The following is a 20,953-nucleotide window of genomic DNA, read 5'->3' on the forward strand; positions in this document are numbered from 1 at the left end:
GCGAGCCCATACCGTAGACGCGTGCCGCCGTCTCGTGCGAGGCGACGCCCACCCCTCCGACAGCCCTCTCCGCCATGACACGACGTCCCGTCACCCACGCATCATACGGGGGAACACGGGCCCGCGAGGCCGGGAAAATGGGGCCCCCAACCGTTCCAGGCGGGGCCACCTGGCGGATTGCCCGCGCCCCCCGCCCGGTGCTGGCCCCGTGATTCCTGGGGGTGGCGCTCAGGCTGGAACGCCCTGATCCCGGGACGCCCACCAGTCCTCGCCGTAGCTGATGAAGAGCTGCTCGCCGGGGTGGATGTCCCGCAGCGCGTGGTAGCAGAAGACGTCCCGGGTCGCCTCGCGGTGATAGGACGTGTTGGGCTCTCGGGCGTGGTTGTAGATCATCCCATACCCCAGCACGAGCGCCACCCACTCCCCCTCCCGGGGCACCTCGTGCTCGGCCCACTGGAGCAGGAAGACGTAGTCCTGGAGCTGGGGGTTCTGGGAGAGGGCACGCGGCAGCTTGAGGTAGTGGCATTCCTCGATGAGGGCGCCCGCCTTGATGAAGGCGTCGGTGAAGACGCCGTAGCCCCACTCGCACGGACGGACCTTCACGCCCGGATGGATGTACAGCGCCGCGCCCTGGTTCATGGCCCCCTGCTCCGCATGGCTCAGAGCTGAAGGATGGCGCCTTCCCGGTGCGGGGTGAAGCCACAAGTTGCCGCCGTGCTAATGGCGGAAGGGCGGGTCCGGACCACCTCTGTGCGACGGTGCGCCAGGCCGCTAGAGTGCGCGTCCGAAGTTCCTCCCCGCCCGCCCCCATCCCATCCAACGCGCGATGCGTGCGCGGCGGCCTGCCCTTGCCCTGACAACACCATGCTGACCGAATCCGGCGTTTCCGAAACAGCCCCCGTCTGCCCTGACCATGCTGGCGAACCATCCACGGGGACGTGTGAGCGGTGCGGGCGCTTCTTCTGCGCGAAGTGCCGAACAGCCCAGGCGGGTGTCTGCGCCGCCTGCTTCGCCCGGCAGGTCCAGGCACTGCCCTTCACCCGGGCCCGGACGCGGTGGGCGAGCGTGGCCCTGGTGGCGAGCGCGGTCCTCGCCGTCCCTGTCGCCATCCTCAACCTCTGGCTCTACCTGAGCTTCGACAATGGGAGCCCCAGCCTCGAGGACGCCGAGTCCTTCGACCAACTGAACGCGCTGCTCGCGCTCCCCGCCCTGCTGACGATGCTCGCCACCGTGGTCCTCTACCTGCGCTGGCTGCGCCTGAGTGTGAAGACCGCCAATGCCCTGGGCTTGAGCAACGAATCGACGGGCTGGGCCACGTTCTGCTGGTTCATTCCGTTCGCCAACCTCATCAAGCCGCTCGAGGTGGTGAGAGGCCTCTGGCAAGGCTTGGGCGGCCCCCCTGAGAGGCGGTCCATGCTCACGGCCTGGTGGGCGACGTGGATCCTCAGCAACATCATCAGCAACGTCGGCAACACCTTCGCCAGGGCGGATAGCACGAGCGCCACTTCGCTGTCCGTGTCGCTCCTCGCCGGGATTCTGTCAGAGGGCCTCTCCATCGCGGCGGCGGTGCTGTGCATCCGCGTCATCGCGGACATCGAGTCGCTGCTCGTGGCCCGCAGGGCGGAGGCGGAGGCGGCCATGACCGGCGCCCCCCCCTGAGGCGCCACGTGAAAGGAGCCCCGCGCCGCGCCCAGGCAGGGCATCGACGGGGGCTCCCAGGTCACCACACGGCTCGGCGCCCTACTCCACCCGCTCGCGGATGAGCGGACGGGCCGCGGGGGCCGCATCGCCGAACTGGTACGAGGCCAGCAGGCGCGCCTTCACGTTCTCCAGCGAGGCCGCGTCGTTGTAGTGCACGCGCACCACGGGCTCGCCCTGCTTCACGGCCTCGCCCGTCTTCTTCAGCAGCGTGAAGCCCACGGCCGGGTCGATCTTGCTGTCCGTCCGCTGCCGGCCCGCGCCCAGCGCCACCGCCGCCAAGCCCACGCCCTCCGTGTCGATGCCGGTGACGAACCCGTCCCGGGGCGCCACCACGTCCGTGGTGGACTTCGCCTGCGGCAGCAGGGAGTAGTCATCGATGGAGCGCGGGTCTCCGCCCTGCACCTGGACAATCTCCTTCAGCTTGCGCACCGCGCTGCCGTCCTCCACCACCTTGCGCAGCTTCTCGCGCGCCTCCTCCACCGTGGCGGCCTTCTTGCCCAGCACCAGCATCTCCGCCGTGAGGGCATACGTGACCTCGGTGTAGTCCTCCGGCGCGTTGCCGCGGAGCATGTCCACCGCCTCGATGACCTCCAGCGCGTTGCCCACCTTGCGGCCCAGCGGCTGGTCCATGTCGGTGAGCAGGGCCACGACCTTCTTCCCCATCTCCGCGCCCAAACCAATCATCGTCTTCGCCAGCGTGCGCGCGTCCTCGTCGCGCTTCATGAAGGCGCCGCTGCCCACCTTCACGTCCAGCACCAGCGCGTCGATGCCCTCCGCCAGCTTCTTGCTCATGATGGAGGACGCGATCAGCGGGATGCAGTCCACCGTCGCCGTCACGTCCCGCAGGGCGTAGAGCTTCTTGTCCGCCGGGGCCACCTGCGCCGTCTGGCCAATCAGGCAGCAGTTCACCTCGCGCACCAGCCGCCGGTACTCCGACGTCGGCAGGTTGACGTTGAAGCCGGGGATGGACTCCAGCTTGTCCAGCGTCCCACCCGTGTGCCCCAGGCCCCGGCCCGAAATCATGGGCACCGGAACCCCACACGCGGCGGCCAGCGGCGCCAGGCTGAGGGAGACCTTGTCACCCACCCCGCCCGTCGAATGCTTGTCCACCTTCACACCCGGCGTGTCGGACAGGTCCAGGACCTCGCCGGACTCCAGCATGGCGCGGGCCCAGGCGCCCAGCTCCCGGGAGTCCATGCCCCGGAAGAAGATGGCCATGCTCATGGCCGCCATCTGGTAGTCCGCCACCGTCCCCGCCGTATACGCCTCGATGAATGCACGGATGTCCGCCGGATCCAGCCGGCCGCCATCCCGCTTGGCCTTGATGAGTTCGTAGGGTTGCACGAGGCGAGCCCATAGCAGGAACCCACCCCTTCATGCACTCCGGGAAAGGGCGGGCATCTGGTAGATAGGCGCCTCATGATGCTCCGCCTCCACGTCCTTGCCCTCACCGCCCTCCTGTGCGCGTGCTCCAAGCAGAAGGAAGAAGCGCCCCCCTCCGGCGCCCAGACCCCCGCCGCCGGGAGGACGGAAAAGAAGGCCCTCCCCGTGGGGCTCGTCATCGACGTGGGCGGTCGCGGAGACCACTCCTTCAATGACGCGGCGCTCCGTGGCCTGGAACTGTGGGCCGCGGGCAAGCGCTACGAGGGCGGCAAGTATGTGGACGCCACCCCCGATGAGGTCCGCCAGTCCCTGCCGCCCCACCTGTCCTCGGACGCAGCCAGCTTCAAGTCGCTGGCCATCCAGCCCATCGTCCTGCAGAGCAAGGCCCAAGAGGACTACGTCCCCAATCTCCAGCTCCTGGTGGACCAGGGCGCCCGGCTCACCGTGGGCAATGGCTACATGCTGGCCAACGCGGTGCGTACCTCCGCCCAGGAAAACCCAAAGGCCCAGTTCCTGCTCATCGACAGTCAGGTGCTGGACGCGCAGGGCAAGCCCATGAAGCTGCCCAACGTGCGCACCGTCCTCTTCAAGGAGCAGGAGGGCAGCTTCCTCGTGGGCGCGCTGGCCGGGCTGGTGACGAAGACGAACAAGGTGGGCTTCGTGGGCGGCATCGAGGTCCCCCTCATCCAGCGCTTCGAGGTGGGCTACCGCGCGGGCGTGAAGACAACCAACGCCCAGGCGTCCCAGGCGCTCATGTCCGTCTACACGGGCAGCTTCAACAACATGGCCGCCGGCAAGCAGGTGGCGCAGGACCTCATCTCCAAGGGCGCGGACGTCCTCTTCCACGCCGCGGGCGCGGACGGCATCGGCGTCATCCAGGCGGTGAAGGAAGCGCGCGCCGCGGGCAAGAGCGTGTACGCCATTGGCGTGGACTCCGACCAGGCGCACGTGGCGCCGGACGCCATCCTCACGTCGATGATGAAGTACTCCGACCTGGCCGTGTACCAGGCGGCGAAGGACCTGGTGGACGGCACGTTCTCCGCGGGCGAGCAGGTGCTCGGCCTCAAGGAGAACGGCGTGGGTATGGCGCAGGTGCGGGTGGACTTCCCCGGCAAGGCGGAGGCGCTCCAGAAGGTGGAGGCGCTGCGCCAGCGCATCATCTCCGGGACGATCCAGGTCCCGGCCGTCCCGGCGGACCTCGCCTCCTTCCAGGCTGCCGCCCCCTGATTTCCCTCCAGAACATCCACAAGGCCTTCGGCACCTGCGTCTCGCTGGCGGACGCGTCGCTGGACGTGCACCGTGGCGAGCTGCTCGCCGTGGTGGGTGAGAATGGCGCGGGCAAGTCCAGCCTGATGAACGTCCTCTACGGGCTCTACCAGCCGGACGCGGGCGTGCTGTCACTGGACGGCCAGCCCGTGCGCTTCAAGAGCCCTCGGGACGCGATTGCGCGGGGCATCGGCATGGTGCACCAGCACTTCATGCTCGTGCCCACGCTGTCGGTGGCGGAGAACGTGGTGCTGGGCCGCGAGCCCACCCGCAACGGACTGCTGGACCTGGAGCGCGCGGTGCAGGAGGTGTCCGCCACCTGCGCCCGCTTCGGCTTCCAGTTGGAGCCCCGGGCACGTGTGGACACGCTCAGCGTGGGCTCGCAGCAGAAGGTGGAAATCGTCAAGGCGCTGCACCGCGGCGCCCAGGTCCTCATCCTCGACGAGCCCACCGCCGTCCTCACGCCGCAGGAATCCGACGAGCTGGCCCGGGTCATGCGCGGACTCGTCGCTCAGGGCCACACCGTGGTGCTCATCAGCCACAAGCTGAAGGAGGTGCTCGGCGTGGCGGACCGCATCGCCGTCATGCGCCGGGGCCGCTGCGTGGCGGAGGTCCGCGCCGCCGACACCACGGCCGAACAGCTCGCCGCGCTCATGGTGGGTGAAGGACAGCGCGCTCCGGCCGCCGCCACTTCCACCCCGGCCGTGTCCCAGGCCACCGGCGAGTCGCTGCTGGACGTACGAGGGCTCCAGGCCACCGGCGACAACGGGCGCCCTGCCCTGCGCGGCGTGGACCTGGAGGTGCGCGCGGGTGAAATCGTCGGCATCGCGGGCGTGGACGGCAACGGGCAGCGCGAGCTGGCGGAGGTCCTCACCGGCCTGCGCCCGCTGACGTCCGGAAGCGGCACGCTGCTGGGGGGGCCCTTGAGCGGTCTCACTCCAGCCCAGGCGCGGACGCGCGGCGTGGGACACATCCCCGAGGACCGGCTCCACCGCGCGGTGGTGAAGGCGCTCAGCGTGGAGGAGAACGTGGCCCTGGGCCGGCACACGCGGCCGCCCTTCGCGAAGGGCCCGTGGATTGATTTCAAGGGCCGCCGCGAGCGCACGCGCGAGCTGACCGTGGCCTACGACGTGCGGCCTCCCGACCCGGAAGTCGCTCTGCGGGCCCTGTCCGGGGGCAACCAGCAGAAGGTGGTGGTGGCGCGCGAGCTGGATGCGCGACCCCGGTTGCTGGTGGTGGTGCAGCCCACGCGCGGGCTGGACGTGGGCGCGGTGGCGCAGGTCCACGCGAAGCTGCGCGAGGCGCGCGACCAGGGCACGGGCGTGCTGCTGGTGTCACTCGATTTGGAAGAGGTGCTGGCCCTGTCGGACCGCGTCTATGTCTTCTTCGAAGGCCGCGTGACGGGCCACTTCCTCCGTCACGAGTTCGACGAGCGCGAGCTGGGACGGCGCATGCTGGGGACCACGGAGCCGGGCCATGCCTGAGCGCGTCAGACAGATGCTGCCGTCGGTGCTCTCCGTGCTGCTGGCGCTGGGCGTGTGCTGGGCGCTCATCGCGCTCACCATGGAGCCGGGCACCGCGACGGACGCCTATCTGCAGATGTTGTGGGGTGGCATCGGCAACTGGCCCGCGTACCTGGACGGCGCCGCGGCCACCGTCATCACCCGTCCGCTGGGCGAGTCCGCGATGAAGGCCGCGATTCTCACCCTCACCGGCCTGTCCGTGGCGGTGGCGTTCAAGGTGGGCCTGTTCAACATCGGCGCGCAGGGACAGATGCTGCTGGGCGCGCTGGCCGCCGCGGTGGTGGGCGCCCAGGTGTCACTGCCGGGCGTGCTGCACGTGCCCGCGGCCTTGCTGGGCGCGGCGCTCGCGGGCGCGGCGTGGGCAGGCATCGCCGGGCTGCTGCGCATCTACCGGGGCGTGCACGAGGTCATCTCCACCATCATGCTCAACTGGGTGGCGCTGAGCCTGGTGGACAACTGGCTGGTCGTGGGCCCGCTGCGCGGCGCGGCCGAAGGCGGCCAGTCCATCACCGGCACCGCCGAAATCCAGGCCACCGCGGTGCTGCCCCGGCTTCTGGGGGAAGGCTCGCGGCTCAACCTGGGCTTCCCGCTGGCGCTCGCCGCGGCGCTGGCGGTGTGGGTGTGGCTGACACGCACGCGCTCCGGCTTCGAGACGCGCGCGGTGGGCATGGGCGCCGAGGCCGCGCGCGCCGCGGGCATCCCCGTGGCCCGGCGCATGGGAATGGCCATGGCGCTCGCGGGGGCCATGGCGGGGCTGGCGGGCGCGGTGCTGGTGCTGGGGACGGAGGGGCGCTACCCCGGCACGTTGGGCGCGCCCTACGGCTTCGACGGCATCGCCATCGCGCTCATCGGCAACAACCACCCGCTGGGCGCCACCGTGTCCGCGCTCTTCTTCGGCGTGCTGCGCGCGGGCGGAACGCGCATGCAGCTACTGGGCGTGCACAAGAGCTTCCCCGAGCTCATCCAGGGCCTGGCGCTACTCTTCGTCGCCGGGCGCATGGTGTGGCTGGCGCTGCTGCGCCGGCGGAGCGTGGCGCCCGCTGCGTCGGCGGAGGTGCCCCGTGCTTGATGTCCTCCACTCGCTGCTGTTCTCCACCCTGGACGCGGCGCCGGCGCTCATCTTCGCCGCCCTGGGCGCGGTGCTCTCCGAGCGCGCGGGCGTGATTGCCGTGGGCATGGAGGGGATGATGCGCGTGGGCGCCTTCTGCGCGGCGGTGGCGGCGCTGACGATGCCCACGCCCCTGGCCGTCGTCATGGGCATGCTCGCGGGCGCGGCCCTGGCCGGCGTGCATGGCTTCCTGAGCATCCGCTGGCGCTCGGACCAGGTGGTGTCCGGCATCGCCCTCAACCTGGTGGCCCTGGCCGGCGGCACCTTCCTGCTGGAGTCGCTCTACGGCCCCAACGGCACGCCGCCCATCCAACAGCTCACCCGCTGGAACATCCCCGGGCTCGGCTCCGTGCCGGTGCTGGGCGCGCTGTCCGGGCACTCGGCGCCCACGTATCTGGCGCTGCTGCTGCCCTTCGCCTTCCAGGGCCTGCTGACCCGCACGCCCCTGGGCCTGCGGCTGCGCGCGGTGGGCGACAAGCCCCAGGCCGTGGCGACGCTGGGCCTGTCGGTACCGGGGCTGCGCTGGGGCGCGGTGCTGGGCAGCGGGCTGCTGGCGGGCCTGGGCGGCGCGGTGCTGTCCACCGCCGTGCTGGACCGCTTCGAACAGCACACCCCCGCGGGCCTGGGCTTCATGGCCCTGGCCGCCATGGTGTTCGGCCGGTGGACGCCCGTGGGCGCCTTCCTCGCCGCCACCTTCTTCGCCTTCGGTAACGCGCTGCGCATCGGCCTGGTGTCGAGCGCCCCCGGGCTGGTCGAGCTGATCCCCCAGGGCGTCCTCCTGGCCCTGCCCTATCTCCTCACGCTGGTGGTGCTGACCCTCCAGGGCCAGCGCAGCAGCGCCCCCGCCGCGCTCGGAACGCCCTACGAACAAGAGTCGCGCTGACACTTTGCGCGCAAGCGAGGTCATTTCACACCCGGGTGAAAATCGATTTCGGGTCGGGAGTGACCTCGCCTTTCGTTGGCCGGATTCCAGTTGAGATAACTTTCTCCAGTGTCGCAACGATTCAAACCCCTGACGTTACAGGGCTACCACCGTTGGAGGTGCAATGGGCGGCTCCGACGCGCCGGGACGAAGCGCGGCATGAGCCTCGCATAGACACAGCGCGGTATCGGATCACGTACCGGACTGGACGCAAGCGCCCGGGGGGGAGCTCCATCCAGGGCGAGAGGGGTCCGTAGGACGGCCTGGAACACCCGGGTGAAGTGAAGGCTCACCTGGTCACCATGTAGGGGTGGCGTGATGCTGGAGACGACGGAGACCGCGACGTATCGGCCCCGAGTTCTGGCCGTGGACGTGGAGTCGGGCGGCATGGAGCGGCTGTGCTCCATCCTCGCGCCGGCGGGTTATGACGTGCTGACCGCGAGCGGACTGGCGGCGGCCGCGGCGGCGCATCAATCCGCGGACCTGGTGCTGCTCGACGTGGAGCGCCCTGGCACGGACGGCCTCGCGACGTACCGGCGCCTTCAGGACGCGCTGGGAAGCCCGGCCCTCCCCGTGCTCATGCTGACGCCCAGCGCGGACCGGGAGACGCGCCGCGAGGTGCTCGAGGCGGGCGTGGATGATCTGCTCATCACGGAGCCCCTGGACCCGCTGGAGCTGAAGGTCCGCATCCACACGCTGCTGGAACTCAAGGCGCACCGCGAGCGCGGTGGCCAGCGCGCCGAAGCCCTCAAGGACCCGCGCGCCCGCTGGGTGGAGATGGAGCGGCTGGCCCGCGTGGGCACGCTGGCCGCGGACGTGGCGCAGAACCTGGGTCGCGTGGGCGAAGGCCTCCAGCGGGCGCTGGAGCACGTGCGCACGCGCGCGCTGCAGGGCCTGCCGCCAGACGCCGACGAGCTCAAGAAGCTGGGCGTGGCGGGCGAGCAGATGCGCCTGCACGGCCAGCACCTGCTGTCGCTGGGCACCACCAGTCCGAAGGACATCCAGCGCTTCGACCTGCGCGACCTCATCCCCGCGGTGGTGGAGCGGATGCGTGACGCCGGCCGCCTGGGCACCGCCGAGGTGAAGGTGCAGCTGCCGGACGAGGCCATCGCCGTCGTCTTCAACCGCCGCCAGCTGGAGCAGGTGCTGGTGGAGCTGCTGGCCAACGCGGTGGACGCTGTGGAGGACGTGACGGACCGCCCGCGTCGCATCCACGTGGGCGTGGAGCTGCCGGACATCTTCGGGGACTTCGGCCCGCGCCTGTACGTGAAGGACACGGGCATTGGCATCTTCGAGGACGAGCTGCAGGCCGTCTTCGAGCCCTACTACACGACGAAGGCGCCCGAGAAGGGCGCCGGGTTGGGCCTCACCGTCGCGCGCACCCTGGTGGAAGCCATGGGCGGCGCGGTGACGGTGCAGAGCCGCGTCAACCTGGGCAGCACCTTCACGGTGGAGCTGCCCGAGCAGACGTCGTCCTGGTAGCTAGAAGCGGTAGGCGACGCCGAAGAGCGCTTCCAGCGTGAACTCGGTGTCGTCGATGTCCGGGATGACGGCGGGCCCCAGCCGGACGTTGAAGGTGACGCCCAGCTGGCGGTTGACGAAGTACTCCAGGCCGCCGCCCACGAGGACAGGGAACACCGGACCGATTCCCTCGCCGAAGTAGACGTGGAAGGGGATGTCCAGGCCCAGGTTCACCATGACGGCGCTGCCGGCGGGGATGCCCACCACCAAGCCCACGGGCAGCGCCAGGCCCACGTCGGTGTCATGCCGGTTGAAGTAGAAGAACGGGCCCGGCTGGAAGGTGAGCGCCAGCGAGAAGTTGCGCTCCTTGACGAGCTGCAACCGCATCCACGCCTGGAGCTTGATGCCCGGGTCCGTGTAGCGGACCCAGCCCTCGCGGCCCCAGTTGAAGCTGAACTTGCCGCCGATGTCGAAGCGCTCCGAGCCACCGTGTAGCAGGCCCAGGGAGATGCCGGGCCAGCCAATCTGGCCATGGAAGGCGGTATTGCCCCGTCCCAGCGTTTCACCGGCGAGGACAGACCAACCCTGTCCCCCGCGCTGCGCCAGCGCGGTGGCGGGGAGGGCCAGGAAGCAAGCGAGGAGGACTCCGGGGAGCAGTCGCTTCACACGGTACCTTTCTGCGAGGGCCGCCGAGGAGGGCGGGCGGCGGGTGTGGTGCTGCGTCTCTAGACTCACGCCGGCTGCCCGCGCTCACGCGCGAGGCCGAGGAAAGCATCGATGAAGCGGGCCAGCCGGGACTCGGCGCGCGCACGGGCCTGAGCCAGGGGCTCACCGTCGGCGAGCGTCTCCTTCAGCTCGAAGTAGTATTTGATTTTCGGCTCGGTGCCGGAGGGACGCAGCGTGACGCGGCCGCCGCTCTCCAGCTCGAGCGCGACCACGTTGGAGGGAGGCAGGCCCCGCTCGCCCTTCTTGTAGTCACTCACGGCGCGGACGGCGTCACCGCCGATGTGCTTCGGAGGCGAGGCACGGAACGCGTCCATGATGCCGCGGATGACCTGCGCGCCCGCCGCGCCGGGGAACGTGAAGTTGCGCTGCGCGCCCACGTACAGGCCATGCGCGCGCTGAATCTCCTCCAGGTAGCCCAGCACCGTGGTGCCGCGCGCCTGGCACCACGCCGCCAGGTCCGCCATGACGAGCGCCGAGCCCACGCCGTCCTTGTCGCGCGTCACCGTGCCCACGGTGTAGCCCAGCGCCTCCTCGTAACCGAAGACGAAGCGGGTGCCCTCGGCCTGCTCGCGCTCCAGCGCGCGGTTGGCGATCCACTTGAAGCCGGTGAGAACCTCGTCACACGCGGCGCCCAGCGAACGCGCGATGTCCCCCAGCTGCGCCGAGGAGACGATGGTGGTGACGACGTGTGGCTTCCCCTGCTTCGACCCCTGGGTGAGGACGTAGTGGCCCAACAGCACGCCCACCTCGTTGCCCGTCAGCAGCCGCAGCGCCCCATCCGCGTCGCGCGCCATGACGGCCAGCCGGTCCGCGTCCGGGTCATTGGCCAGCACCACGTCCGCCTTCACGCGCTCGGCGGTGGCGGTGGCCAGGTCCATGGCGCCCGGCTCCTCCGGGTTGGGGAAGCGCACGGTGGGGAAGCGGCCATCCGGCTGCTGCTGCTCGGCCACCGGGGTGACGCGCGGGAAGCCCGCCTCGCGCAGGGCCCGCACGGCCCAGTCGCCGCCCACGCCGTGCATGGCGGTGTAGACGATGGACAGCGAGTCGGAGCCCTTGCCCACCACGCGCAGCCCCAGGATGGCGCGCACGTAGGCATCGCCGATGGCCGCGGGCAAGTCCCGCCACAGGCCCTTGGCGCGGGCGTCGGCCGGGGTCAGCAGCGGCACGCGGTTGGCGGGCTCCACCCGGGCGATGGCGGAGGCAATGCCCGTGTCATGCGGCGGGATGATCTGCGCGCCGTTGCCCCAATAGACCTTGTAGCCATTGTACTCGGGCGGGTTGTGGCTGGCCGTCACCATGACGGCCGCGGCGGCGTTCAGGTGCAGCGCGGCGAAGGCCACCAGCGGCGTGGGCACCGGCTCCGGGAAGACGTGGGCGGGGATGCCCTCGGCGGCCAGCACCGCGGCGGTGTCCTCGGCCAGTTCGGCGCTCAGGTTGCGCGCGTCGCGGCCCACCACCACGCCCCGGGTGGCGACGTCCGGCACCTGCTCCTTGAGGTAGCGCGCCAGGCCCGCGGTGGTGCGGCGGATGACGGCGCGGTTCATCCGGTTGGGACCGGCGCCCAGCACGCCGCGCAGGCCCGCGGTGCCGAACTCCAGGTCCTGCGAGAAGCGGTCCTCCAGCTCGGCCCAGTCCGCCTTCGCCAGCAGCGCCGCCAGCTCCGCCGCGGTGGACGGGTCCGGGTCCGCCTGACGCCACGCCTCCGCCCGCTCCTTCAGTCCGGTGGTGTCCATGAGCCCTCGAAGCCTCGTGTAGCCGTTGAGGGCGCGCGAGGCACGGGGCTCGCACGCCGGTTGTTCAGGTGTAGTCGGTCAGCTTGCTGCGGGTGGCGCGGCCCTTTGGGCCGTCCTTGTTGCCCTGGCACGTCACGCAGAACTCCGCGTAGGGCATGGCGCGCAGCCTGCCGAGCGGAATCTCGTCGCCGCACTCCTCGCACTCGCCGTAGCCGTCCGGGTCCTCGCGCAGCTTGCCCAGCGCCTTGAGCACGCGGGCCAGCACGCCGTCCATGTTCCGGTTCCGGTTGGAGGCGATGGCCTGCATCATCTCGTTGAGCGGCTGCTCGTCCTCGTCGCCGCCGATGCGCGCGTCATCGGTGCGGTTGGGCTCGATTCTCGACGGCGTCTTCTCCGTCAGCTCCGAGTGGAGCGCGAGCAGCAGCGCCTGGAGTTCCTCTCGCTGTTTCGCGTTCACGGTGTCCGCCTCGGGTCAGTACTTCGAGGTGGAGGTCTGCCCGGAGACGATGGCCACCGACGCGGACGCGCCCAGGCGGTTGGCCCCCGCGCGCAGCATCTTCATCGCGTCCTCGGCGGAGCGGATGCCGCCGGACGCCTTCACGCCCACCGTGTCCCCCACCACCCGGCGCATCAGCGCCACGTCCGCCTCGGTGGCCCCGCCCGGACCGAAGCCCGTGGACGTCTTCACGAAGGCGGCGCCCGCGGCCTTGGAGAGCGAGCAGGCGATGACCTTCTCCTCGTCCGTCAGCAGGGCCGTCTCCAGGATGACCTTCACCGGCACGGGCCGGCTGGCATCCACCACCGCGGCGATGTCCTGGTGCACCAGCGCGTAGTCGTGCGCCTTGAGCGCGCCGACGTTCAGCACCATGTCGATTTCCCGCGCCCCGGCGCGGATGGACTCCCGGGCCTCGAAGGCCTTGGCGGACGGCAGCGAGGCGCCCAGCGGGAAGCCCACCACGGCGATGGGCAACGTGGACGTGCCGGCCAGCACCCGCGCCGCGGTGGCCACGTGCGTGCTGTTCACGCAGACGGTGGCGAAGCCGTACTGGCGGGCCTCCTCGGCCACCTTCACCACGTCCTCGGCGCGAGCCTCGGGCTTGAGCAGCGTGTGGTCGATGTACGGCGCGAGGTCCGCGTGGGAGCGCACCGTCTCCATGGCCACCCGGGCGGTGGACGGGCCCGACGCGGGAGCACTGCCCCCGGGCGTGTGCCCCTCCTTCCACGCCTCGAGCCGGCGGCGCGCCTGGTTGGCAATGTCCTCGACGAAATGGAAGAGGTCTTCGGAGTCGGACATGCCCGGCCCCTTAGCCCACTTCCAGTCCCTCGGGAAGCGCTCGCGGGAGAAGCTCGCATCATCCGATGCCCCTGGGTGCCAGGGGGGGGGACGGAGCGGTAGAGTCCGCCTCGTGATGTCCTTTGTCCGGTGGCTCGCACTCCTCGTCCTTCTCCTCGCCTCGATTCCAGGCCTGGCGCTGGCCCAATCGGCCGGCCAGCCGCTCACGGTGCATTTCTTCGACGTGGGACAGGGGGACGCCGCGCTCATCATCTCCCCCACCGGCAAGACGGTGCTCATCGACAGCGGCCCGCCCGACGCGCGACACCGCCTGGAGCAGCGGCTGCGCGAGCTGGTGAAGGAGCCGCTGGACCTCGCCATCCTCACGCACCCCCACCTGGACCACCTGGGCGGCATGTCCACCGCGCTGCGCTCGGTGGGGGCCCGGCGCTTCATGGACCCGGGCTTCGACCACCCGAGCGAGGCGTACCGCGACCTGCTCAACGTCGTGGGTGACGAAGTGGGCCAGGTGATGACGCCCGTTCCCAATCCCCAGGACCCGCGCTCCCTGGTCACCATCGGCCTGGGGGATGGCGCGGCCCTCACCGTGCTATGGCCGCGCGTGCCGGAAGACCCCTTCCTCACGGGCACCCGCTCGGACCCGAACTCCAACTCCATCGTCGCCAAGCTGACCTACGGCAAGACGGCCTTCCTCTTCACCGGGGACGCCGAACCGGACACCGAAGCCACGCTGCTGCGCAAGCCCATCAACCTCACCTCCACCGTGCTGAAGGTGGCCCACCACGGCGGGCGGCACTCGTCCACCGCGGACTTCCTGGCCGCGGTGAAGCCCCAGGCCGCCGTCATCTCCGTGGGCGCGAAGAATGACTACGGCCACCCTACCTCCGCGGTGCTGGAGCGCCTGCGCGCGGTGAAGGCCACCGTGTTCCGCACCGACCAGGACGGCGAGGTGGTGGCGACCAGCGACGGCAACGTCGTCTCCCTGCGCGCGGAGAAGCGCGGAGGGGCGTCGGAGCTGGTTCCCGGAGGACTGAAGCCGGGCCCGGTCGCGCTCGGGCCCATCACCCGGGGAACGCGCCGGACCAGCACGCCCCGTGGGCGCGGCGCCGCGTCCGCCCCGGCGGAGGCCCCCGGCACCGACACCACGCAACGCGGCGCGGACGCGTCCCGATACTTCAGCCTCAAGGGCAGCAAGGTGTTTCACAAAGAGAGCTGCCGGACCCTGAAGCGCTCCAAGTCGGACCGCACCGCCTATTCGAGCCGCGCCGAAGCCATGCGCGAGCGCCGCCCCGCCGAGGACTGCCATCCATGAGCTTCCGCCCGCGCTTCGTCCTCGCCGTCCTGCTGGCTCTGGCGGCCTGCAAGGAACCGCCGCCACCTCCCCCGCAGCCGACGGTCACGCGCCCGGCGGAGCCCCCTCGGCGCTACTTCGGTGGCACCCCGGACGGGAAGCTCCACGTCTACTTCTTCGACGTGGGCCAGGGCGACGCCGCGCTCATCGTGTCGCCAGACGGGTATACGGCGCTGGTGGACACAGGCCCCGCTTCCGCGGCGGAGCACCTGGTGAACCGGCTGCCCGAGCTGCTCACGCAGCGGCTGGACCTGGTGGTGCTCACCCACCCGCATTCGGACCACCATGGCGCGCTGGAGCCGGTGCTGAAGCGCGTGGGCGCCAGGCAACTGCTGGAGCCGCAGCTGGGCGCCACGCCCAAGGCCTATGACGCCCTGCTCGGCGCCGTGGCCAGCCAGGGCGTGGAGTTCATCTCTCCGTCCCCCTCCCCCGCTACGCCCAACGCGCTCCAGCGGCTGCCCCTGGGCGCGGGCGTGTCCCTCACGGTACTGTGGCCGCGCGCGCCCACCGAGCCGCTGCTCGACGTGCCCGAGGCCGCGCTGGAGGCCAACTCCGTCATCCTCCGGCTCACCTATGGGGACACCGCGGTGCTCTTCATGGCGGACGCGCATGCCCGGACGGTGGACCACCTGCTGGCGCGCAATGCCCCCATGCAGGCCACGCTGCTCAAGGTGGCCGCGCACGGCACCGAAGGGCCCACCACCGCCGCCTTCCTGTCGGCGGTGGGGCCTCGCGCCGCCGTCATCTCCGCGGGCGAAGGCAACCTGATTGGCGCTCCCGCGCCGGCCACGCTCAAGCAGTTGGAGGCCACCGGCGCGCAGGTGTTCCGCACCGACCTGCACGGCGAGGTGCAGGTGGTGAGCGACGGGAAGACGCTCGTCGTCACGCCGCAGCGGCTGTCCGCCGGCGTCCCGGAAGACACGCGCTACAGCTACCTGGGCCTGGGCACGCCCATGCCCCGGGACGCCGCGCTCGCGGGGGACCCCCGGCGTTCGACGGGCCGCTCCGGCACGCGTGACGCCTCGGGCAAGCAGCCCACGGGGAAGATGTACACCCTGAGCCTCGACGACCCGACAGACGAAGGGGCTCCCTCTCGCGCGGGCTCTCGCTCGCGAAGCGGGTCCTCCGATTCAGGCGCCGTGAAGGTGGGGACCTACGTCGGCAGCGTCCGCAGCGACGTGTTCCACAGGCCCACCTGCCGCAACGTCGTGAAGATCAAGTCATCGAACCTGGTGACCTTCTCCAGCCGGGAAGAGGCCTCGCGTGGACGGCGGCCCGCCCGGGACTGCAACCCCTGAGGAGCCACGCCCCATGACGACCCGGGCCACGCTGGACCGCATCGAAGACGACATCGCCGTGTTGGTGGTGGAGGGCCGTGAGGTGACGCGCCCCCTGAGCGAGCTGCCCGAGGGCATCCGCGAGGGCGACGTGCTCGACCTCGACACCCTGGAGGTGGACCGGGAGGCCACCGAGGCCCTGCGCGAGGAGGTGCGCAGGGCCCGCGAGAAGGCGACACGCGGCAAGAAGCCGCCGCCGGCCGGGAGCTTCGACCTCTAGACGGCTACATCGACTTGGAGAGGACCAGCGGAATCTCCAGGTCCACGTCCTCGCCAGCGAAGGCGGAGAAGACCATCCCCTTCGCGCGGTCGCGGATGCAGGTGCCCACCGGGCTGTTGCGGTTCAGGTCCTTGCGGTCGAACGTGGCCGCCTTCACCGTGCCCGAGCTGCCCACGGTGGCCGTCAGCGTCACCTTGCCGCCCTTGAAGGACGGGTTCTTCCGCAGCTCGGCCTCCACGCAGTCCCGGAAGGCGGGCTGCGCCTTCGCCAGGACGCGCTCCACCTCTTCATCGGACGGGCCGCCGACGTCCTCGGTGTCGGCGGCGGCCACTTCCTCGCCGCTGCGCACCGCCGGGTCCACGTCCTTCTTGTCCGGGTCCACGTAGACGGCCTCCAGCGCCCCCTTGGACGGCGCCGCGGCGGCCTCCGGGTCCGCCACCCCGCCGGTACCGGCGGGCGCGGTGGCCGGACGATTGCCCTCCGAGGGGGGCACCGGGCGCTTGCCCTCGGCCGGCGGCTTGGAGGGCGCGGGCGGCGGCGCACGGCCCATCAGCTTGTCGCGCAGCGCGCCCACGCCTTCCGACGAGAAGACGGGCTGCTCCACCGCGTTGCCGCTGGCATCCACTGTCTGCACGCGCAGCGGCACCACGCCCAGCGTCTCTGACAGGACATACGCCAGGCCCAGCGGGACGATGAGCAGCAGCAACGCGAAGACGGCGTACTTCCAGGCGGGGTTGCGGCGCGTGACACCCGACTTCTTGGCGAAGTGGCGCGTGTCCTCCACGGCCTTGCCTTCGTCGTCGTCCTCGCCGCCGCCCAGCGCGGCCCGCGGATCCTCGGGGTACGGCACTCCGTTGTCGTCCTGGGGCTCCGCGTCGTCACCGCCGTTGCGGTTGCCCGGCAGGTCCAGGTCGGAGAACAGCGCGTCGTCCAGCGGCGCGGCTGCGGCGGCCTGGGGCTGCGGCTGCTGCGCGCGGCGGGTCACCTGGGCCTGCTGCTGGGGCTGCTGCTGCGCGCGCGGCAAGGGGTCGCCGTAATAGGTGTTGTCCGGCGCTTCGTCTTCCTCGTCCGGCCAGGGCTGCTCGGGCTCGGCGTGCCGCGGCTCGGGCTCTGGAATGAAGGCCTGCGGTTCCGGCTCCCGGCGCGCGGGCGCGCCGCGCGCGGGGCGTGCGGGCTCCGGCGGAGGCGGCGCGGCGATGGCGGGCGGCGGCGGGGGCGGCTCGGCGGCGGGCGGAGGCTCGAAGAGGCCGGCCAGTTCGGGGATGTCCGAACCGCGCTTCCAGTCCGCCATGCCCTGCTGCCAGAAGAAGCTGCGGCCATTCACGGTGTTGGTGGCCACCAGTTCGCGGAGGGCGCCCTCGTCCAGCGGGCCCTCCTGCTTGTTGCGCACCATGACGAACCAGGGCGAACCCGTGGCCTTCATGGGCGCGGCGCGCGTGGGCTCATCGTCCCAGGGCGTCTGCAAGGCGGCCGCGGGCGCCTTCGCCACCGGGGCGGCCGCGATGGGCGCGCTGATGACGGCCGCCGGGGCGGCGCTCGCTTCAGGCTCCGCCAGGGAACGCTCCTGGGCGCGGATGCGTTCCACGTCCGCCAGGGACACCACGCGGGTGTTCTCTTCCTCGGCGGGCCCTTCGACGGTGATGACGTTCTGGCAGTTCTTGCAGCGGACCTTGACCGTCTTGCCGCGGACCTTTTCGTCCGCAATGGAATACCGCTTCTGGCAATTGTCGCAGGTAAAGTTCAAGAGGGGCGTCCAGCTTCCGGGGGAAAACGCGGGCGGGATGCTACCGCTAGAAATCTCCGGCGCAAACCACAGGTTGACTCTGTCTTGCGGCCCAACTATTGAGCCGCCCTCCCCCCTGTCTTCACTCGCCTTTTACACAAGGTGGCGAATGCCGGCGAAGGACCTCGGAACAAAACACGTCTGCTTCAAGTGCCAGACGAAGTTCTACGACATGAAGAAGCCGGACCCGATCTGCCCGAAGTGTGGGGCGGATCAACGGGAGAGCCCGGCGCTCAAGCCACAGCCCGAGGGAAGGCGCGGCCGTCTCGCCGCCGCCCCGAAGGTCATTGAGCCTATCGAACCGGAGGAACCCACCGGTCGCGGCGAAGAAGAGGAGGAGGAGCTGGACTCCTTCGACGACGACGAGGCGGCGGGAGGCGAAAGCGAAGAGGACGAAATCTAGGTTCGCAAGCAACGAGGGGCTCCACGGCGCAAGCTGGGAGCCCCTTCGCTATTCAGGCCATGGCGCTCGCGCCCGGACGGCCTGGCTTCAGTTGGACGAGACGGGCGTCAGCTCCACCAGCGCACGGCGGAGCTGCTCGTACAGGGTCGGCCCCATCTCCTGCATGCCGATGGGCCGGACCGCCGCCTTGCGGGGCGCCTCCAGGCCGCGCATGCCGTTACTCGGGAATGCTTGCTTCTTTGGCTGCTGCTGCATGACTCGGCCCCCTCTTCTCGGTCGTGGCTTCTGCCGTCCGTATAACAATTTTTCCGCAGGAACGGAAACCCCAATCGATTCGCGGCTTCTCAACCTTTTAGACGTCGAGCGCCGGAATCCTTCAGGGAGACGGCCTGGCGGGCTACTTCAGGTCAGCCACCGGCCACTCCGCGTCCACCTGGACGCGCTCGCCGGCGCGAACCGTCACGGTGCGGGCTTGTTCTGGAAGCCGCTCGTGCCAGAGGACCAGGGTGTGGGTGCCCTCGGGGACCTCCAGTTGGAAGCGCCCATCCGCGCCGCTGGTCGCGAAGTACCCATGGTTGAAGATGCGCACGCGCGCGCGCATCCAGGGATGGATGTCGCAGTGGATGGGGACTTCGCCCGGCTCGGTGGGCAACTGCCGCTTCACCGTCATTCCCTCCAGCGGCATGGCCACGTTGAAGAAGGCGCGGTTGGTTCCAGAGGCGGCGCGAACGTTGTGGACCAACGGGTCCGAGTTCCGAATGACCAGGGTGCTTCCAGTGCGAGCAGCGAGCACGGGCGGGTCATAGACGCACTGCTTCTGGTCCAGCACGGGCTCCGGCGCGGCGCGGCTGGACGCGGGCAGCGCGTGGCCGTCTCTAAGGGAAACCACGGTGTGGGCCAACGCGCCCTCGCTGCCCACCACGAGCGTGCGCTCCTCCGTCTCCTCGCCGCACACGGAGACGACAGTGCCGATAGTGGGCTGGCGGGCGGGCGATGGGGGCGTGCCGGCAAGACGGACGCGCCCCTCGATGACACCCCACTTCGTGTTCGTGGCGGCGGGCGCTACGGCCGGCGCGGTGGTGGTGGCGGGCGGCGGGGACGCGGACTCCTTGCAGGCGGGAGCGAGCGCGAAGAGAACGATGACGAAGGATGGACGAAGCACGCGCTCCGGTCTAACGGGTGCGTGAAGCTGTTTCAAATGCAGCATGGCAGCAAGGGCCACGAGGGATGACTCATGGCCCATTTGGACGTTGGACCCTCATTATCCTTGTTGGTACAAGAACTAGGCCGTTGCCGTACACGGTGCGGCCCTGTGGGAGGCAGCAACTTTGCGGGAGAAATTGAAAGCGCTGGCGGAGCTGCAGAACGTGGACCTCGAGGTCGCCTCGCTCCGGAAGGCCGCGGACGTTCACCCCCGTCAGATTGCCGAGTTGGAGCGGGAACTGGGTGTGGCCCGCAGCGCCATCGAGGCGGAACGGGCACGCGTCTCCGACATGGAGAAGCAGAAGGCCCAGCTCGAACAGAACATCACGGACGAGAAGGACAAGGTGAAGAAGTGGGAGACGCGGCTCAGCGAGCAGCGTTCCACCCGCGAGTACTCCGCCCTGGCCCGTGAAATCGACATCGCCAAGAAGGCCAATCTGACGATGGCGGAGGAGCTGGCGGAGCTGACGAAGCAGCTCGGCGGCGCTCGCGAGGCCATCAAGGGCAAGGAGGCCGACTACGCGACGAAGCAGCAGGGCCTTTCCGGCCGGATGACGGAGCTGCGCGGCAAGCTGGGCGAGGCCGAGTCGCAGGTGAAGGGACTGGAAGGCCGTCGCTCGGAAGTCGCGTCGGGCGTGGATGCCACCCTGCTGCGCCGCTACGAGGCGGTGCGCAAGAAGAAGCTGCCCGCCATGGTCGGCGTGGTCGCCGGCACCTGCCAGGGCTGCAACATGAACGTGCCCCCGCAGCTCTACAACCAGCTTCGCACCGGGCTGGGCACGGACATCTGTCCTTCGTGCAACCGCATCATCTACGCGGTGGAAGCGCTGCAGGAAACCCCAGCGGCGGCGAAGTAGCGGCGCGGCTTCGTGGACATGCCCGCGCCGTCCATCATCGACATCCTCCGCCACATCGCGCGTGAGGAGCCGTTGCAAGGGACGGTGCGAGAGTTCCGGGGCCTCACCCGGGAGCACCTCGGGCAGCTCATCGAGGAGGCCGCGCAGCGGCTCGGCGGGATGCTGCCGACCTCCGCCGCGGCGACTCCGGGCTCGCAGGAAACGCCTGGGGCCGTGAGCCCGCCGGTGGATGCGGCGCCTGCTTCCGAATCGCATCCGCGGCTGCGCGTCTATTCGGACGGCGCGGCCCGGGGCAATCCAGGGCCCGCGGGCGCGGGCGCGGTGCTGATGGACCCCTCGGGCAACGTGGTGGCCCGGTTGGGGCGATTCCTGGGGCATCAGACGAACAACAGCGCGGAGTACATGGGCCTGCTGCTGGGCCTGAAGCACGCGCAGTCCCTGGGCGCGCGCGAGGTGGAAGTCTTCGCGGACAGCGAGCTGCTGATTCGTCAGCTCGGCGGGCGCTACCAGGTGAAGAGCCCGACGCTGAAGCCGCTGTATGAAGAGGCGCGGAAGCTGCTCAAGGGATTCACCAAGGTGAAGCTGCACCATGTCCCCCGCGCGCAGAACGCCGAGGCGGATGAGATGAGCAACCGCGCCATTGATGAGCGGCTGTAGTCCTTCCAGTACGGACATCAGGGGG

21 protein-coding genes are annotated in these 20,953 nt (G+C 70.4%); 12 read left to right on the top strand and 9 right to left on the bottom strand.

The features are described 5' to 3' along the window. Positions 1–228: 228 nt before the first annotated feature. On the bottom strand, positions 229–639 hold the full coding sequence (locus OZ403_RS30050) for an SET domain-containing protein-lysine N-methyltransferase (RefSeq protein WP_140794725.1): 411 nt from the start codon (positions 637–639) through the stop codon (positions 229–231). A gap of 225 nt (positions 640–864) precedes the next feature. Between OZ403_RS30050 and OZ403_RS30055 the strand changes: the two genes are divergently transcribed. Further along, on the top strand, positions 865–1,659 hold the full coding sequence (locus OZ403_RS30055; protein WP_268782385.1) for a DUF4328 domain-containing protein: 795 nt from the start codon (positions 865–867) through the stop codon (positions 1,657–1,659). Between the two features lie 81 nt (positions 1,660–1,740). On the opposite strand, the gene OZ403_RS30060 is transcribed toward OZ403_RS30055, so the two are convergent. Further along, positions 1,741–3,045, bottom strand: coding sequence for a thymidine phosphorylase (locus tag OZ403_RS30060; protein ID WP_268782386.1), 1,305 nt, complete (start codon positions 3,043–3,045; stop codon positions 1,741–1,743). A gap of 75 nt (positions 3,046–3,120) precedes the next feature. On the opposite strand from OZ403_RS30060, the gene OZ403_RS30065 reads away from it, so the two are divergent. The 5 genes from OZ403_RS30065 (at position 3,121) to OZ403_RS30085 (ending at position 9,385) form a co-directional block, all read left to right on the top strand. Then, a complete protein-coding gene (locus tag OZ403_RS30065) occupies positions 3,121–4,311 on the top strand; it encodes a BMP family lipoprotein (protein ID WP_268782387.1) in 1,191 nt (396 codons plus the stop codon). Between the two features lie 65 nt (positions 4,312–4,376). Next, a complete protein-coding gene (locus tag OZ403_RS30070; RefSeq protein WP_268782388.1) occupies positions 4,377–5,834 on the top strand; it encodes an ABC transporter ATP-binding protein in 1,458 nt (485 codons plus the stop codon). Next, complete coding sequence (locus OZ403_RS30075; protein WP_140794730.1) at positions 5,827–6,942, top strand: ABC transporter permease; 1,116 nt, start codon at positions 5,827–5,829, stop codon at positions 6,940–6,942. Before OZ403_RS30070 ends, OZ403_RS30075 begins: the two co-directional genes overlap by 8 nt. Beyond that, a complete protein-coding gene (locus OZ403_RS30080; protein ID WP_090490275.1) occupies positions 6,935–7,864 on the top strand; it encodes an ABC transporter permease in 930 nt (309 codons plus the stop codon). Before OZ403_RS30075 ends, OZ403_RS30080 begins: the two co-directional genes overlap by 8 nt. 357 nt (positions 7,865–8,221) lie before the next feature. After that, entirely contained in the window at positions 8,222–9,385 is a 1,164-nt protein-coding gene (locus OZ403_RS30085) for a sensor histidine kinase (RefSeq protein ID WP_140794731.1), read from the top strand. Here the strand turns inward: OZ403_RS30085 and OZ403_RS30090 are convergent, their stop codons facing one another. From OZ403_RS30090 to deoC, 4 genes are all read right to left on the bottom strand, one after another. Further along, a complete protein-coding gene (locus tag OZ403_RS30090; protein ID WP_237077553.1) occupies positions 9,386–10,030 on the bottom strand; it encodes a hypothetical protein in 645 nt (214 codons plus the stop codon). It lies immediately after the preceding gene. A gap of 65 nt (positions 10,031–10,095) precedes the next feature. Then, a complete protein-coding gene (locus OZ403_RS30095; protein ID WP_140856645.1) occupies positions 10,096–11,823 on the bottom strand; it encodes a phospho-sugar mutase in 1,728 nt (575 codons plus the stop codon). A 64-nt stretch (positions 11,824–11,887) separates the two neighbouring features. Continuing rightward, on the bottom strand, positions 11,888–12,280 hold the full coding sequence (locus tag OZ403_RS30100) for a TraR/DksA family transcriptional regulator (RefSeq protein ID WP_140794734.1): 393 nt from the start codon (positions 12,278–12,280) through the stop codon (positions 11,888–11,890). A 15-nt stretch (positions 12,281–12,295) separates the two neighbouring features. Continuing rightward, positions 12,296–13,117 (bottom strand): deoxyribose-phosphate aldolase, encoded by an 822-nt coding sequence (gene deoC / locus OZ403_RS30105; protein WP_268782389.1) that lies wholly within the window; start codon positions 13,115–13,117, stop codon positions 12,296–12,298. A gap of 115 nt (positions 13,118–13,232) precedes the next feature. Between deoC and OZ403_RS30110 the strand changes: the two genes are divergently transcribed. Genes OZ403_RS30110 through OZ403_RS30120 form a run of 3 tightly spaced genes read left to right on the top strand, consistent with a single transcriptional unit; the run spans position 13,233 to position 16,025 of the window. Next, positions 13,233–14,429: a ComEC/Rec2 family competence protein gene (locus OZ403_RS30110; RefSeq protein WP_140800790.1), complete on the top strand. Its 1,197-nt coding sequence runs from the start codon at positions 13,233–13,235 to the stop codon at positions 14,427–14,429. Next, positions 14,426–15,766 carry a ComEC/Rec2 family competence protein gene (locus OZ403_RS30115; protein WP_140794736.1) on the top strand — a complete coding sequence of 447 codons (1,341 nt, stop codon included), beginning with the start codon at positions 14,426–14,428 and terminating at the stop codon, positions 15,764–15,766. Before OZ403_RS30110 ends, OZ403_RS30115 begins: the two co-directional genes overlap by 4 nt. A gap of 13 nt (positions 15,767–15,779) precedes the next feature. Beyond that, positions 15,780–16,025, top strand: a complete 246-nt coding sequence (locus tag OZ403_RS30120; protein ID WP_140794737.1) for a DUF3006 domain-containing protein — start codon at positions 15,780–15,782, stop codon at positions 16,023–16,025. A gap of 4 nt (positions 16,026–16,029) precedes the next feature. Here OZ403_RS30120 and OZ403_RS30125 read toward each other — a convergent pair whose 3' ends face one another. After that, positions 16,030–17,769 (bottom strand): AgmX/PglI C-terminal domain-containing protein, encoded by a 1,740-nt coding sequence (locus OZ403_RS30125; protein WP_140794738.1) that lies wholly within the window; start codon positions 17,767–17,769, stop codon positions 16,030–16,032. A 148-nt stretch (positions 17,770–17,917) separates the two neighbouring features. On the opposite strand from OZ403_RS30125, the gene OZ403_RS30130 reads away from it, so the two are divergent. Next, positions 17,918–18,211: a TIGR02300 family protein gene (locus tag OZ403_RS30130; protein WP_140794739.1), complete on the top strand. Its 294-nt coding sequence runs from the start codon at positions 17,918–17,920 to the stop codon at positions 18,209–18,211. An 87-nt stretch (positions 18,212–18,298) separates the two neighbouring features. Here OZ403_RS30130 and OZ403_RS30135 read toward each other — a convergent pair whose 3' ends face one another. Next, positions 18,299–18,466: a hypothetical protein gene (locus OZ403_RS30135; protein ID WP_020478388.1), complete on the bottom strand. Its 168-nt coding sequence runs from the start codon at positions 18,464–18,466 to the stop codon at positions 18,299–18,301. 142 nt (positions 18,467–18,608) lie between these two features. Continuing rightward, positions 18,609–19,433 (bottom strand): hypothetical protein, encoded by an 825-nt coding sequence (locus OZ403_RS30140; protein ID WP_140799676.1) that lies wholly within the window; start codon positions 19,431–19,433, stop codon positions 18,609–18,611. Between the two features lie 106 nt (positions 19,434–19,539). Between OZ403_RS30140 and OZ403_RS30145 the strand changes: the two genes are divergently transcribed. After that, positions 19,540–20,271: a zinc ribbon domain-containing protein gene (locus OZ403_RS30145; protein ID WP_140794741.1), complete on the top strand. Its 732-nt coding sequence runs from the start codon at positions 19,540–19,542 to the stop codon at positions 20,269–20,271. Between the two features lie 18 nt (positions 20,272–20,289). Beyond that, positions 20,290–20,928, top strand: coding sequence for a ribonuclease HI family protein (locus tag OZ403_RS30150; protein WP_268782390.1), 639 nt, complete (start codon positions 20,290–20,292; stop codon positions 20,926–20,928). Positions 20,929–20,953 lie beyond the last annotated feature (25 nt).

It is taken from the genome of Myxococcus sp. NMCA1 (assembly GCF_026810205.1).
Taxonomy (GTDB): Bacteria; Myxococcota; Myxococcia; order Myxococcales; family Myxococcaceae; genus Myxococcus; species Myxococcus xanthus_A.

Coding starts and splice junctions, on each gene's coding strand:
- OZ403_RS30135 (WP_020478388.1), bottom strand. CDS start 18,466: ATGCAGCAGCAGCCAAAGAAGCAAGCATTCCCGAGTAACGGCATGCGC.
- OZ403_RS30150 (WP_268782390.1), top strand. CDS start 20,290: ATGCCCGCGCCGTCCATCATCGACATCCTCCGCCACATCGCGCGTGAG.
- OZ403_RS30075 (WP_140794730.1), top strand. CDS start 5,827: ATGCCTGAGCGCGTCAGACAGATGCTGCCGTCGGTGCTCTCCGTGCTG.
- OZ403_RS30050 (WP_140794725.1), bottom strand. CDS start 639: ATGAACCAGGGCGCGGCGCTGTACATCCATCCGGGCGTGAAGGTCCGT.
- OZ403_RS30085 (WP_140794731.1), top strand. CDS start 8,222: ATGCTGGAGACGACGGAGACCGCGACGTATCGGCCCCGAGTTCTGGCC.
- OZ403_RS30120 (WP_140794737.1), top strand. CDS start 15,780: ATGACGACCCGGGCCACGCTGGACCGCATCGAAGACGACATCGCCGTG.
- OZ403_RS30115 (WP_140794736.1), top strand. CDS start 14,426: ATGAGCTTCCGCCCGCGCTTCGTCCTCGCCGTCCTGCTGGCTCTGGCG.
- OZ403_RS30095 (WP_140856645.1), bottom strand. CDS start 11,823: ATGGACACCACCGGACTGAAGGAGCGGGCGGAGGCGTGGCGTCAGGCG.
- OZ403_RS30110 (WP_140800790.1), top strand. CDS start 13,233: ATGTCCTTTGTCCGGTGGCTCGCACTCCTCGTCCTTCTCCTCGCCTCG.
- deoC (WP_268782389.1), bottom strand. CDS start 13,117: ATGTCCGACTCCGAAGACCTCTTCCATTTCGTCGAGGACATTGCCAAC.
- OZ403_RS30130 (WP_140794739.1), top strand. CDS start 17,918: ATGCCGGCGAAGGACCTCGGAACAAAACACGTCTGCTTCAAGTGCCAG.
- OZ403_RS30055 (WP_268782385.1), top strand. CDS start 865: ATGCTGACCGAATCCGGCGTTTCCGAAACAGCCCCCGTCTGCCCTGAC.
- OZ403_RS30065 (WP_268782387.1), top strand. CDS start 3,121: ATGATGCTCCGCCTCCACGTCCTTGCCCTCACCGCCCTCCTGTGCGCG.